This window comes from Salegentibacter profundi, assembly GCF_054121475.1.
In genome coordinates, this window is record NZ_JBSYGG010000004.1 from 304655 (window position 1) to 318198 (window position 13544).

15 protein-coding genes are annotated in these 13544 nt (G+C 31.7%); 13 read left to right on the plus strand and 2 right to left on the minus strand.

Features of this window, described 5'->3' with window-relative positions; translation table 11 throughout:
* The 10 genes from ACW6NC_RS08145 to ACW6NC_RS08190 all read left to right on the plus strand — a co-directional run bounded on the left by ACW6NC_RS08145 (nt 1) and on the right by ACW6NC_RS08190 (nt 8605).
* Complete coding sequence (locus tag ACW6NC_RS08145) at nt 1-900, plus strand: FkbM family methyltransferase (protein ID WP_457865084.1); 900 nt, start codon at nt 1-3, stop codon at nt 898-900.
* Between the two features lie 28 nt (nt 901-928).
* Nucleotides 929-1312, plus strand: a complete 384-nt coding sequence (locus ACW6NC_RS08150; protein ID WP_457865085.1) for a glycosyltransferase family 2 protein — start codon at nt 929-931, stop codon at nt 1310-1312.
* Between the two features lie 11 nt (nt 1313-1323).
* Entirely contained in the window at nt 1324-1836 is a 513-nt protein-coding gene (locus ACW6NC_RS08155; protein WP_457865086.1) for a hypothetical protein, read from the plus strand.
* A 56-nt stretch (nt 1837-1892) separates the two neighbouring features.
* Complete coding sequence (locus tag ACW6NC_RS08160) at nt 1893-2576, plus strand: sulfotransferase family 2 domain-containing protein (protein WP_457865087.1); 684 nt, start codon at nt 1893-1895, stop codon at nt 2574-2576.
* Between the two features lie 278 nt (nt 2577-2854).
* A complete protein-coding gene (locus tag ACW6NC_RS08165) occupies nt 2855-3631 on the plus strand; it encodes a class I SAM-dependent methyltransferase (protein ID WP_457865088.1) in 777 nt (258 codons plus the stop codon).
* A gap of 22 nt (nt 3632-3653) precedes the next feature.
* Nucleotides 3654-4931, plus strand: a complete 1278-nt coding sequence (locus ACW6NC_RS08170) for an ABC transporter ATP-binding protein (protein WP_457865089.1) — start codon at nt 3654-3656, stop codon at nt 4929-4931.
* A 15-nt stretch (nt 4932-4946) separates the two neighbouring features.
* The gene (locus ACW6NC_RS08175; protein WP_457865091.1) at nt 4947-5909 is read left to right on the plus strand and encodes a sulfotransferase family protein; all 963 of its coding nucleotides are present in this window, start codon (nt 4947-4949) and stop codon (nt 5907-5909) included.
* A 103-nt stretch (nt 5910-6012) separates the two neighbouring features.
* Complete coding sequence (locus ACW6NC_RS08180) at nt 6013-6837, plus strand: glycosyltransferase family 2 protein (RefSeq protein ID WP_457865092.1); 825 nt, start codon at nt 6013-6015, stop codon at nt 6835-6837.
* A gap of 30 nt (nt 6838-6867) precedes the next feature.
* The gene (locus ACW6NC_RS08185) at nt 6868-7719 is read left to right on the plus strand and encodes a glycosyltransferase family 2 protein (RefSeq protein ID WP_457865094.1); all 852 of its coding nucleotides are present in this window, start codon (nt 6868-6870) and stop codon (nt 7717-7719) included.
* Nucleotide 7720: 1 nt separating this feature from the next.
* Nucleotides 7721-8605, plus strand: a complete 885-nt coding sequence (locus ACW6NC_RS08190) for a glycosyltransferase family 2 protein (RefSeq protein ID WP_457865096.1) — start codon at nt 7721-7723, stop codon at nt 8603-8605.
* Here the strand turns inward: ACW6NC_RS08190 and ACW6NC_RS08195 are convergent, their stop codons facing one another.
* Complete coding sequence (locus ACW6NC_RS08195; RefSeq protein ID WP_457865097.1) at nt 8606-9505, minus strand: alpha-1,2-fucosyltransferase; 900 nt, start codon at nt 9503-9505, stop codon at nt 8606-8608.
* Nucleotides 9506-9631: 126 nt separating this feature from the next.
* Between ACW6NC_RS08195 and ACW6NC_RS08200 the strand changes: the two genes are divergently transcribed.
* The 3 genes from ACW6NC_RS08200 to ACW6NC_RS08210 are packed head-to-tail and all read left to right on the plus strand — an operon-like array spanning nt 9632 to nt 12467.
* A complete protein-coding gene (locus tag ACW6NC_RS08200; protein WP_457865098.1) occupies nt 9632-10678 on the plus strand; it encodes a hypothetical protein in 1047 nt (348 codons plus the stop codon).
* On the plus strand, nt 10675-11505 hold the full coding sequence (locus ACW6NC_RS08205; protein WP_457865099.1) for a glycosyltransferase family 2 protein: 831 nt from the start codon (nt 10675-10677) through the stop codon (nt 11503-11505). The genes ACW6NC_RS08200 and ACW6NC_RS08205 overlap by 4 nt, the downstream gene beginning before the upstream one ends.
* The gene (locus ACW6NC_RS08210) at nt 11502-12467 is read left to right on the plus strand and encodes a glycosyltransferase family 2 protein (RefSeq protein WP_457865101.1); all 966 of its coding nucleotides are present in this window, start codon (nt 11502-11504) and stop codon (nt 12465-12467) included. The genes ACW6NC_RS08205 and ACW6NC_RS08210 overlap by 4 nt, the downstream gene beginning before the upstream one ends.
* On the opposite strand, the gene wecB is transcribed toward ACW6NC_RS08210, so the two are convergent.
* Nucleotides 12436-13521 carry a non-hydrolyzing UDP-N-acetylglucosamine 2-epimerase gene (gene wecB / locus ACW6NC_RS08215; RefSeq protein ID WP_457865103.1) on the minus strand — a complete coding sequence of 362 codons (1086 nt, stop codon included), beginning with the start codon at nt 13519-13521 and terminating at the stop codon, nt 12436-12438. The genes ACW6NC_RS08210 and wecB overlap by 32 nt on opposite strands.
* Nucleotides 13522-13544: the final 23 nt, after the last annotated feature.

Genomic DNA, 13544 nt, shown 5'->3' on the forward strand with positions numbered 1-13544 from the left:
ATGAAGTACCAACTTTACAAGTTCATCAATAATTTGGGATATAATGTTATTAATAAGAGAAAAAAGGAAAAAAACATTTGGAAAAAATTAGACAAATATAAAATACGGGTACACAAGGACTTGTTGTATAATAGTGCCGCTTACATATTTCAATTCGAAAAAGCTTATAAGGACTTTTCTGTTTTAGAAAATGAAGAATTTCTAATTATAAAATTTTGTGGTTTAATTTTTGAAATTGAAAGCACTGAGGAATTGTTAATTCTTAGTGAGATCTTTCTTGAAAAGGACTATAACTTTATATTTAATTCACATTGTGTTGTAATTGATATTGGAGCCAACGTTGGCATAGCAAGTATTTTCTTTTCTCAAAAAGATTATGTAAAAAAAATATATTCTTTTGAACCCGTAATCGATACTTTTCGAATTGCAGAACAAAATTTCAAAAATAATAATATTAAGAAGATCAAGGGTTTCTATAATTTTGGTTTGGGTGCAAATAATAGAGTTGAGGATTTTTTCTTTAATAAGAACTTGAAAGGTAATTCGGGATTAAGAGGCTTTTTAAGTCCAAGTTACAACAGAAGTAGTATTGTAACTGAAAGTCGTACAGTGGAAATAAAGAAAGCTTCTGATGTTTTAGAACCGATAATTAAAGAAAATCAAGATTTGAAAATTGTAGTAAAAATTGATTGTGAGGGTGCTGAATATGAGATAATAGAAAATTTATCAAAAGAAAATCTTCTTAAAAATATTGATATTATTATGATTGAGTGGCATGATCGGGGAGCTAAAGTTATTGAAGACTATTTGACCATAAATAATTTCACTATCTTTTCAAGATCGTTAGGGATTACAGGATTAATTTATGGGAAAAATGAAACCTTATTAAATGGTAAATAAACAACGAAAAGCAATAAACTAAAAATTTTTGAACGAGTTAGTATCAATTATAATCCCAACCTATAATAGAATGTCATTCTTAGGGGAAACCTTAGATTCCGTCTTAAATCAAACTTACAAAAATTTGGAATGTATAGTGGTAAATGATGGGGGAAGTGACTACACTAATGAATTAATGCAATTCTATTGTGAACGTTTTCCTGAAATTAATTATTACAAAAGACCTGATGATCTTCCAAAAGGTGTTGGTAGTTGTCGTAATTATGGTTTTGACTTAAGTAAGGGGGAATTTGTAATGTGGCTGGATGACGACGATGTACTTGGGGATTCAAAGCTTGAAAAGCAGATTGAAGTTGCTACGCCTGGTACTAATTGTCTAATTACATGTTCCTGGGGCCGGCTAGTTGGATAAAAACAAATTTAATGAATTATAATATCTACAAAGACTATTTTGACCCAATTGGCTTGTTGGTAGATTATGCTAAACTAGAATATTTTCCACCTCATGTTTTCCTTGTCCCACGGCAGTTAGTGAAAAAAGCCGGCTACTGGGATAATAATTTGAAGATTAATGATGATGGAGTTTTCTTTGCCGGTATTATAATAAACGCTTCCGAAATTAAATTTGCCCCAGGAGCTTTTGTTCTCTACAGAGGCCATACCGGCAATAATATAAGCAAATTGGATTCCAAAGAAAAAGCTCTTGATTTAATAAGTAGCTGGGATATCATTGAATCAATGATACCGGTTGGAAGAAAAAAAGAGGTTGAACCTTTTATTTATAATATTAGAAGATTTGTATATAGGATGCTCAAGGAAGCTCGATTTAGAAGCGTTATAATTAAAAATGTCTATCAATTTCGTGGATATATAATTGAAGATTGCATAAGAAAAACAAGAGAACTATTAAAGAAAAGATCACAATCCAAAATTTAATATTGAATTCAGAATACAGGAGTCGGAGGTTAGAAAAAGACATTTAAAATTATATAATGATTTCTCATCAACACAAAACGATCTTTATCCATATCCCTAAAACGGGAGGCTCTAGCATTTACAAATTCTTCCATCCAGATGTTCCACTGATACCTGATACTCCAAATTATAATATTCATTATGGCTGGTGTCCAAAGAGGAAATTTTATCTCCAACACGCAACTGCATTTCAGCTTTTAGATACAGGATTAATTTCAAAGGAAATTTGGAACAAATATTTTAAATTTACTATTGTCAGAAATCCATGGGATAGAAGCTACTCAGATTATTTATGGGCAATGAGAACTTCAGCTATAAAAGATTCATTCAGAAATTATATTACAGCGGGAGGAGATTTTGAAAAAATATTTTCAAATCAGGATCATCCAGGTTACAAAGGAGATCATTTGAAGCAACAGAAAGATTTTTTTGAAGAAAAAGGGATTTATTCTGTTGATTATGTGGGAAGTTTTGAAAAGCTTCCCTCTCATATGAAGTTTATTAGCAAAAAGGTCGGCCTCAATAAAAAATTTGATATTAAAATTAATGAAAGCACAAGCAGACATTCTCATTATTCGTTTTTTTACACAAAAACTCGCAAAAAACTAGTAGAACAGTATTATCATGATGATATAGTTAGATTTAATTATACATTTGAAGAGCAAAAAAAAGGCTTGTATAGTCTTAAAAAATTTATTTAGCTAAATAGTTCCCAGGTTTGGCAAAAATTCTTTTTGAATTTGGCATGCATAATAAATTTGTTCCTGAACCTTTCACTACAAAAATAGGTACTTCCAAGATTAAAGTTTATAGCATTTTTTTTTAATGAAGAAAAGTAATTTCAAAAGCAGGGTTAAATTTTCTAGATAATATTTGATAACAAAAGCTTTAGGATGGAAATAATTTGTTACAGTTTTAGTATCCTGATAAATTCTATTTAAATAGTTATTATGGAATTTTTAAAGAACAGTTTTTAATAATGAATCAATTACAAAAATATTTTGAGCATAACAAAGCTAATTGTATAGATAAATGGCTACACTATTTCGATATTTATGACTTTTGGTTTAATAAATATAAAAACAAGTCTATAGTTATCTTAGAAATTGGAGTTTTTCAGGGAGGATCTTTAAAGATGTGGAGAGATTATTTTGGTGAAAAAGCGAAAATTTATGCGATAGATATACAACCTTCTTGCAAGCAATTCGAATCTGAAAACACTAAAATATTTATTGGGTCTCAGGAAGATAGAGAATTTCTCTCAGAAGTAAAATCTCAAATTCCTGAAGTCGATATCATTATTGATGATGGGGGACATACCATGAATCAACAAATTGTATCTTTTGAGGAGTTGTACGGGCACTTAAAGGATGGAGGGATTTATTTATGCGAAGACCTCCATACGTCTTATTGGGAAGTTTATGGAGGAGGTTATGGAAAGCCTGATACTTTTATTGAATATTCAAAAGGTTTTATAGATTCTATCAATGCTTGGTATGCGAGAGATAAGAAGCTAAAAGTGAATAACTTTACTCTTAATACCTATGGCTTGCATTATTATCCCAGCATGCTGGTAATTCAAAAGAGAACCATGGAGAAACCCGTTTCAAAAAGACAGGGAAGTATTATTATACCGCTTGAAAATTTTTCATTACCCGATTTAAAACAATCTTTTTATATAAGAAATGCTAAAAAGATTAAAAAATTCTTAAAAAAAATTCAGAGAAAAAGTAATGGTTCGTTTAAACAACAATGATATAATGTTTAAGTAAATTATCATGAGTGTAATTCTAAAAGCCAAAAATATCTCCAAACAGTATCGCCTTGGAACAGTAAGTGCCGGAACATTAGGAGATGACCTGAAGCGTTGGTGGTATAGTATAAGAGGGAAAGAGAATCCATTTTTAAAAGTAGGTGCTGTAAATGAAAGAAACTCTTATACAGATGAGGATTATGTTTGGGCCTTAAGAGATATCAACTTTGAGGTGAAACAAGGCGAAGTACTGGGAATCATCGGAAAAAATGGGGCCGGTAAGTCAACACTCTTAAAATTATTGTCCCGAGTTACCTCACCAACCACCGGAAGTATTAAAACCAGGGGACGTATAGCATCTTTACTCGAAGTGGGTACGGGATTTCATGGGGAACTTACCGGCAGGGAGAATATTTTTATGAATGGAGCCGTGCTGGGAATGACCAAAACGGAGATCAAGTCTAAACTGGATGAGATCATCGCATTTTCTGGATGTGAAAAATATATTGACACACCAGTTAAACGCTACAGTAGCGGGATGACAGTAAGGCTTGGTTTTGCCGTGGCCGCTCATTTGGAACCTGAGATCCTCGTGGTAGACGAAGTGCTTGCCGTAGGTGATGCTGAATTCCAGAAAAAAGCCATCGGGAAAATGCAGGATCTTTCCACAGGGGAAGGGAGAACCGTGATTTTTGTAAGTCATAATATGGGATCAATTCAACAGCTTTGTTCAAAGTTAATGGTTCTAGAAAATGGAAGGTTGAAATTCCTTGGTAATACTCAGGGGGGAATTGATTTGTATCTAAGACATAACAGGAATACAGTAAAAGCCTCACTCTCTGAAAGAAAAGATAGGATCAATGGTGAAAACTTTAAGTTTTCTGATCTGAAAATTATAAATAAAGAAGGTTCAAATCTTTCAAATCTTTTATCTGGAAAAGAGTATACGTTTAGGATGAGATATCTATTGAAATCCGATTTATATTCTGTTCAAATAAGACTGATTTTTGTTGATAATAAAGGTATAGTAAGGTTTTTATGTAATAATCAATTTTCAAACAGAGCGTACAACCTTCTTAAAAATGATAATGGTCAAGGCATTATCGAGTGTACAATTCCTAAATTTCCATTACCTAACGGAAGCTATGCAGTAAATTTAACTTGTTTTTCATCAGGCGAAATAATGGATGATGTCCAAAATTCAATACAATTTGAAGTAGTGGGTGGAGATTTCTATGGTACTGGTAAAGAGCAAGGTTTAAAAGAAGGTGTACTTGTTCCTAATTCTTTTTCATTTAAATAGGATTTAAATGCAAGTATGGGAGATAAAAATGATAATTTGAAAGAACATAATCTCATATTCATAATTTCTCAACCCCGAAGCGGATCTACATTTTTGCAAAATCTGCTTTCTAATAATACCGAGGTAAACACCTGCAGTGAACCGTGGTTGCTTTTAAATTTTACCAATCAACTAAAACCTTCTTTAATATCAGCTACTTTTGATAATAAGTTAGCAAGAAAAGCTTTCCGCAATTATATAAATGACCAAAAAATAGATTTCACCAAAAAGCAAAAGGAATTTATTCTGGAACTGTACAGTCCGCTTCAGGAGGGTTTTAAATTAGTAATAGATAAAACCCCGCGCTACTGGGAAATCTTAGAAGAAATTCAACAATTATTTCCCAAAAGTAGAATTATACTTTTGAAGCGTAATCCTATAGACGTAGCTATTTCTATGATGAAAACCTGGAACATTAAATCTTTATCCAGTTTAAGTACTAATTACAGTAGAGATCTTTTAATAGCTCCCGGTAAGATCCATTTATTTAGTTTATCAAATAAAGCTAATAAAAATATATATGTTTTGCGGTATGAAGACCTGGTAGACGACACGCAAACAGAAACTGAAAAGATTTATAATTGGTTGGGAATTAAATATTCTACAAAGGTTTTAGATTTAGAACAAAATCAAAAGTACAAAGGAGAGTTCGGAGATCCCTATCAGAATTCAGATAAGAATTACGAAGAAATAAAGGCCATTTCAGAACTGGTTGAACTGAATAAAACTCAGAAAAAATTTTTAAAAGGCTATGCTCATTTTCTCGGAAAGAAATTTCTTAAAGAGTATGGGGATTATGAGTTTAAGGAATATAAAAGAACAGCAGAATTTTCATACTTTTTTCAACAAACAAAAAATTGGAATGGCAAAGTTAATTTTAGGAGCAAGATAATATTCCTCCTTAAAGAAGCATATTTTAGATGGTGCAAAATAAAGTAATTAATAGTCTTGTTTGCTTGATTTTTTTTGAAACTAAAAATATATTCAAACCGACTTATTTAATTTTACCCAAGCTATGTCTTTCTGACATAAAGAATTTTATATGATGAGCAAAGCTCCCTTAATAAGTATATTAACTGTCAATCTCAATAATCTTGAAGGTTTAAAAAAAACCATGCACAGTGTCTTTGGTCAAAACTGGCAGGAATTCGAGTATATAATCATAGATGGAGGTTCTACCGATGGAAGTAAAGAATATATTGAATTTCACAACCCAAAAATAGATCATTGGGTGAGTGAACCTGATAAAGGGATCTATAATGCGATGAATAAGGGCATAAAAATGGCCTCCGGAGAATATCTTCTTTTTTTAAATAGCGGAGATTCAATTTGTGAAAATGATATATTGTTGAGGGTATCAGAAGACTTAAAAAGTAGATTAGACATATATTATGGTGATGTTCTTTTAGTGGATAAGAAAAAAGAAAAAGAGTTACTTACTTTTCCAGGTAAACTAAGCTTCAGTTTTTTTTGCATTAGCACTATAACCCACCAGGCAGCCCTTATAAAAAAATCACTTTTTGAAAATATATTTTATTATAATGAGAATTATAAATTAGTATCAGATTGGGAGTTCTTTATTTGTGCCATCTGCAAATATAATGTTCGTTATTATTATTTAAATATTCCAGTGGTAGAATATGATAATACGGGCTTATCCAGTGGAATGAATTATGAGCTTATGCTAAAGGAAAGGAAAGAGGTTTTGACCACTCAGTTCCCTTTGTTTTTGGAAGATTACAGCGAGTTGGTTAAAGCACGGCAAAAATTTGGTTCAAAAAGATTCCGTGCCTTTTCAAAATTAGAAACAAAACCTCTGACTAGAAAAATAAACTCCCTCTTGTTTAAATTATTTACAAATTATTAAAGTCGGATATTGTTCGTTAATTGAAACTTAATGAAACCTTTAATTTCTATAATTATTCCAACCTATAACCGGGCTGACCTGCTGGGTGAGACTTTAGCTTCAGTTCTTAAGCAAACTTATCAAAACTGGGAATGTATAATTGTAGATGATGGTTCAGAAGATGACACCAAAGCTTTGGTGCATTCTTATAAAGATAATAGGATTAAATATTTTTATAAAAAACATGAAGAAAGAAGTCAGGCCAGAAATTTAGGTTTGTCAAAGGCAAATGGAGATTTAATCCAGTTTTTGGATTCAGATGATATTTTAGAAAACACCAAATTAAAAAGGTCTCTTGAAAAAATTAGTATTGAAAGCCCGGAATTTAAAAATATTGTAATTACAAATTTTAGAAATTTTTACGATTCTTCTGAAAAAACCATTTGTCCATATTGTAAACTGAAGAATGAATATTTAAATTTCAACAGTATTCTATTCGAATGGGAATTTAAATTTAGTATACCAATTCATTGTGCATTAATCGATAAGAGATTAATAATTGATTTTAAATTTCCATCTCAACTATCCCAAAAAGAAGATTGGTTCCTTTGGCTGCATATATTTCAGGATCCTAAGTTGAAAATTAATTTTATAGATAAACCCTTAGTTCTACAGCGTTTAGTTAAAACAAAAGCAAGATTGAATGACTATGAAATTGAAAAAAAAGTTTTAGCCCATCTCCAAAATAGAATATCAGATAATGAGAGGGCGGATTATTATTTGTATTTGATAGAAGATAAAAACAAAAAAATCTTTCAATTGCGTAATTCTGTAGGGAACTATAGAAATACCAGAACTTACAAATTATCACAAATGGTAAAGAAAATACTCAAATTAGGATAATATGAAATCTGAAAATATAGAAGTATATGCTATTATCTTAAATTATAATTCATCCAAGGAGGCCATAGGATTGTATAATAATCTTGTTGAAAATTTTGGGGTTTCTCTTAAAATTCTGGTTGTGGATAATGCTTCTGCAAAAGCCGACCGGGAGCAACTAAAAAAAAATATTCCTGAAGAAAATATTATTTTTAATTCTAAGAACTCCGGCTATGCCGGAGGTAATAATATTGGGATTAAAAGGGCGATTCGGGAGAATGCTAATTATGTTTGGATACTAAATCCAGATATAAGAGTAGAGAAAAACACTTTATCTATACTTGTTGAAACCCTTCAAAATAATTCAACTCTTGCTGCAGTGGGCCCAAGGATACTTAAAAGAGAAAATCCAGATACAATTTTTACTGATGGTGAAAAATTATTGATGGATAAAAAATGTCATACCCACCAAAAAAATCATAATAAATCGAGACATGTAATTGAACCTAAAATAGATTTTGATATAGATTACATAGATGGGAGTTGCATTCTTATTAATAGTAGAGCTATTGAGGATGTTGGCTTTTTACCAGAGGAATATTTCCTATATTTTGAAGAAACGGATTGGTGTTCTAGGGCTAAGAAACGAGGATATAAATTAGCTGTGAATTCTCATGCGATTGTCTACAATCTTACCAGTATAAAGAAGGAAACATTTCATTACTACTTTATGCGTAACAGACTAATTTTTAGTAAAAAATTTCATCCGAATTTTAATAAAGTAAGAAGGTATTATCTGAATCTAGTATTCCTGGAATTTATTAATAGACTTAAAGGGAAATACTTCAGTCCTTTTTATAAGAGCAGAGTAAAAGGTTTAATTTCTGGAATATTCAGAACTATCTAATTATGATCTTTGAATCTTGCTTATTCTTTTTTGTGCTTTTTCTTTAATTTTTTTTGTTAAGTATAAAAGATATTCTTTAACTCCATTTATTTCCCCTGTTATTTTAAGCCTTAAATAATTAAAAGGGATCGAATAATTATGATGGTCAAACTTAGTCCATCTTTCGGGAAAGTAGTCCCTTTCATTAGTTATATCTGCATGTTTTCCCCTAAAATTTTTTACAGGTGCGATTATTTTCGATCCCTGTTTTTCACCAAACCAGGCAAGCCACCATGAGAATGTGGAATTACTGATTATAAAATCTTTACAGAAAGTTCCAAAGGCGAGTTGTTCTATAGCCGATAGGTTTTCAAGGAAATGGGAATTTGGTAAAAAGGAAAAGTGCTTTTTACAATAATCAATATCATCACTAGTAAATACTAGCTTTCTATCTCTCCAATCTGGAAAGTTCTCGGTTAACGCGGTAAAGTAATATTTATAAGATAACTGGTAAAACCATGGATGATGGACAAAATCTCCTCGACGAACTGAAATTAATATTTTGTTTTCCGCACTAGCCAATTCCGTTTTCTCCAGGATATTTTTCAAAAACCCATCTCTGAAAGTAAACGTATTCTTTACTAGGTTGATGTCAAAATACTTTTCAGACTGTAAATAACCATATAGATCATAATTTCCGTTTGAAAGGTTCCATTCGTGAAAATGATAGAATTTTTCATTTATTTGTATGCAATTATTGCAACTACCATGGGGTAGATTAAACTTAAAATATTCTTCATATTCCCAAATTGGAAAAACGCAATCCTGATTATTTCTTTTAGCTAAACTTATTGTAGAAGCAATTTGGAATAATTGATTGCCTAAATTTCCTTTTTTTCCTAATTTAGAAAAAGTTAGCATAGGATCATTTTTTGTTTAAAGCTTTTCTTTTTGTATTGGTTTTGAAAGCTCTCTATAGCCTACAAATAAATATCATTCCTTTCAGAAATTATCTGAGATTCTTAAAATTTTATTTTTCTTTGAAGCGTGAAGATACTATTTCCATTATCAAAGCATGAATATCATCCATATTTGGAGGAAATTCTTATTCATTCAAAAGAAGAGATTGTATTTGGTAAAATACAAAAATACGATGCTTCGATTGATATTGTAAATATTCATTGGCCAGAAACTTTTTATAACTGGAATGAACCTACAGCAAAAGAATTACAGGCTCTAATTCCTCAATTAGAGAAATGGAAGAGAACAGCAACTATCGTTTATACCAAACATGATCTTAGAAGAAGTAAGGGGGAAACCCCTAATTTTAGCAAACTCTTTGATATTGTGGAAAGTTTAACGGATGTATTTATACATTTAGGACTCCACAGTAGAAAGTTGTATGAGGAAAAATTTCCAGATAAAGTCCATGAGATTGTTTATCACCCATTATTAAAAGATGTTTTCAAGAAAACTTCTAAATATGTTGCTAGAGAAAAATTAGGAATAGACCAAAAATCTTTAGTAATACTGGCACCAGGAAAAATAAGAACTGATGAAGAGCGAAAGCTTGTTTTGAAGTCATTTAATTCTATTAAGAGAAGGAACAAGGTTCTTATTTCTACACATATGAGGACGGAGCTTAAAATAGAGTTACCTGGCAGGGTAAGAATGAAAAAATTCTTTGATTTTCAATCATATTTTAAAATGAAATTTAAACAGAAGCACTCTCCACCAAAATATATTTTTACTTATAAAAGTTTAAGTAGTGAAGATTTAGCCTTAAAAGTTTCAGCTGCGGATATAATTTTAATACCGCGAATAGATTTATTAAACTCAGGAAGTGTTTTTCTTGGATTTACGTTTGATAAAATTATAATTGGACCAGATGTTGGCAATATTGGACCTCAACTAAAAGAAGTAGGAATGCCAGTCTTTAATCCGTTATCTTTATCTTCCGTTAAAAGTGCTTTAAATAAGGCGATAGAAATGCTTAAAAGGCATAATGCTGATTCTGAATACATTGAAAAATACCAACCAAAAGCTATCGCTATGAATTATTCAAAAGTTTTATCAAAATATCTCAAAAATTGAATCCTCAAGTTTCCATAGTTATCGCTTGTTACAACGATCCCGATGTGGTAAAGGCCGTAAAATCTGCAAAGAGCCAAACCTATCTAGAAAAGGAGATCATACTGGTGAATGACGGATCAGATAAACTGGTGGCCGATATCATGGAGAATTTAAGGAAAGATGTAGACCTGTTGATTAGCCAGGAAAACTTAGGGCAAAGCATCGCCAGGAATAACGGTATAGACCAAGCTACAGGAAAATATATCTTAAACCTTGATTCAGATGATTTCTTTGAACCCGAATTCTGTAAGAAAGCAGTGAAATTGATGGAGGATGACCCCGAAATAAAGATTGTGACCTGTAAAGCTTTAAGGTTTACTAAAAAGACAAAGATTGATATTTACACCCCCCGGGGAGGGGATTATAAAAATTTCCTTATCCATAATTCAGCCCTGGGAAGTTCTATGTTTAGAAAAGAGGATTGGAAAGTTTGTGAAGGTTATGAAACGGATCTACCTGTACTTGGTTTTGAAGATTGGGAATTATATCTGAATATTCTTAAAGATGGTGGCCGTGCCGTGGTAATAGATGAAGTGCTATTCAATTATCAAGTTCGCCATAACTCGACTACTGCCCGGATTAAACATTTGAAACAAGAAAAATTCAAACAAATAGTTTTTAAGCATAGAGATTTATATGTAAAACACTTTGACCTTCTTGTAAATGATCTCTTTGAGAGGATTAAAAAAGAAGAAAGGGAAAAAATTAGAATTTCTAATACATTAGATGCCCGTTTAGGTGGTAAGTTGCTATCTCCATTAAGGTTTCTTATAAAAATACTGCAATGATAATAGATTCCAAAAATCCCGAAATATCTATTATAATGGCTACTTATAACCGCAGTCACCTCATACAGGAAACTTTGAATTCCATAGTTAATCAAAGTTTCCGGGACTGGGAATGTTTAATAGTAGATGATGGCAGTAATGATGACACCTTTTCCGTAATTAAAAGCTTGTTGGATTCCGACCAAAGATTCAAATATTACAAAAGAGAAGTTAAGTATAAAAAAGGGCTCCCCGGATCCAGAAATATGGGTCTAGATCTTGCTAAAGGAAAATATATTCAATTTTTTGACGACGATGATATCATCCATCCGGAAAACCTTAAAACTAGTCTTAATTTATTAAAAGATAGTGGCTTTTACTTTTGCAGATATCAAAAGAAACCTTTTACCGGAAAATGGAAAAATATTGAATTCGGTAGGACCGAACAAGTTGAGAAAATACCATTTAGTCTTAAAAATATTGAAGATATGATTACCGGAAGAATTCCTTTTGCTTCCTGTACTCTACTCTGGTATAAACAATGTTTCGAAGAAGTAAGATTCAATGAGGATCTCATGTATGGGGAAGAATGGGAATGTTATACCAGAATATTAACGAAGGGATTTAGCGGCGTTTCAATTAACAAGATTTTATATTACAATAGAAAACATTCCCAATCAAATACAGGAGAATATTGGGCCAAAAATACCATAAGGCGGAAATCGAAAATAAAAGCCGCAATCCTTATTATAGAAGAGCTAAGAAGGAATAATTTAATATCTCCAAAAATCTTCAAGTATTTTATGCAGCTTGGTTTCTTTTTAAAATCTCAAGCTATTATAAATAAAGTCTTAATTTGTGGTGAAGCAGGTCTCATTACCAGGATAAAGTATAACATGGGCTTTTATATTTACCCCCTACTGCGTCCCATTTTTATTATAAAAGGAAAAATCAGAAAATTGATATTTTCTCCAGAATCCTAACAATTCTTTCACCCGTTTTTCCATCCCATTTTTCGGGAATATTTCCTTTTTTCCAATGACCTTCAAAAAGCTGATCTAAGTATTTTTTAAATTTTTCTGGATTGGTACCAATTAACTCATTGGTTCCCTCACTAATAGTTTCGGGTCTTTCGGTATTATCGCGCAAACTAAGGCAGGGTAATCCTAAGACGGAAGCCTCTTCTGTAATTCCTCCACTGTCCGTTATCACTGCTTTACTTTCTTTTATTAAATAATTAAACTCATGGTAATCCAAAGGTCCGGTTATATGAATATTAGGAATTTGCAATTTTTGATCTGCAATTCTTTTTGCAGTTCTTGGATGTGCCGGGAATATTATAGGCATTTCATTAGCATCGGCTGAAAGAGTTTCAAGAATAGTTTTCAATTGGTTAATATTATCCACATTTGAGGGCCGGTGGATAGTTAAAACCAGATATTTCTCTTTCAATAGATTAAGTCGTTCGAATATTTCGGGCTTTTTGAATTTTGATTTATGATGCAATAAAGTATCGATCATGATATTTCCAACAAAGAAAACCTTATTAGGATCCTTTCCCTCTTCAATAAGAATTTGTGAAGCTGTGGCACTGGTAGTGAAATGGTAATCACTTATAGAATCTATCAGAATCCTGTTTATTTCTTCTGGCATTTTCCAATCGTAAGAGCGCAAACCCGCTTCAATATGAACAACTTGAACATTTTGTTTTTTAGCGGTAATCGCACAGGCCATACTAGAAGTTACATCTCCTACCACAATACATAAATCGGGTTTTTTATCTGCTAAAATCCTTTCATAAGCAAGCATAATACCTGAGGTTTGTTCGGCCTGCGTTCCACTACCTACATTTAAGTTAAAATCGGGTTCAGGGATCTCCAAAACTTCGAAAAAGCTTCCGCTTAGTTTATGATCATAATGTTGACCTGTGTGTATTATTCTTAATTTTATTGGAGACTTTAAAGTTAAAATCGCGTGATATAGTCCTGCTATTTTAACAAAATTGGGTCGGGTTCCAGCAATTAGATCAACTTCCATAATATTTATTTCGGTAAAGCAAA

What these genes read in the sequence shown, in the direction of transcription:
- ACW6NC_RS08155 (WP_457865086.1), top strand. Translation starts at nt 1,324, where the DNA reads ATGAATTATAATATCTACAAAGACTATTTTGACCCAATTGGCTTGTTG.
- ACW6NC_RS08160 (WP_457865087.1), top strand. Translation starts at nt 1,893, where the DNA reads ATGATTTCTCATCAACACAAAACGATCTTTATCCATATCCCTAAAACG.
- ACW6NC_RS08190 (WP_457865096.1), top strand. Translation starts at nt 7,721, where the DNA reads ATGAAATCTGAAAATATAGAAGTATATGCTATTATCTTAAATTATAAT.
- wecB (WP_457865103.1), bottom strand. Translation starts at nt 13,521, where the DNA reads ATGGAAGTTGATCTAATTGCTGGAACCCGACCCAATTTTGTTAAAATA.
- ACW6NC_RS08175 (WP_457865091.1), top strand. Translation starts at nt 4,947, where the DNA reads ATGGGAGATAAAAATGATAATTTGAAAGAACATAATCTCATATTCATA.
- ACW6NC_RS08170 (WP_457865089.1), top strand. Translation starts at nt 3,654, where the DNA reads ATGAGTGTAATTCTAAAAGCCAAAAATATCTCCAAACAGTATCGCCTT.
- ACW6NC_RS08210 (WP_457865101.1), top strand. Translation starts at nt 11,502, where the DNA reads ATGATAATAGATTCCAAAAATCCCGAAATATCTATTATAATGGCTACT.
- ACW6NC_RS08165 (WP_457865088.1), top strand. Translation starts at nt 2,855, where the DNA reads ATGAATCAATTACAAAAATATTTTGAGCATAACAAAGCTAATTGTATA.
- ACW6NC_RS08185 (WP_457865094.1), top strand. Translation starts at nt 6,868, where the DNA reads ATGAAACCTTTAATTTCTATAATTATTCCAACCTATAACCGGGCTGAC.
- ACW6NC_RS08195 (WP_457865097.1), bottom strand. Translation starts at nt 9,505, where the DNA reads ATGCTAACTTTTTCTAAATTAGGAAAAAAAGGAAATTTAGGCAATCAA.
- ACW6NC_RS08145 (WP_457865084.1), top strand. Translation starts at nt 1, where the DNA reads ATGAAGTACCAACTTTACAAGTTCATCAATAATTTGGGATATAATGTT.
- ACW6NC_RS08180 (WP_457865092.1), top strand. Translation starts at nt 6,013, where the DNA reads ATGATGAGCAAAGCTCCCTTAATAAGTATATTAACTGTCAATCTCAAT.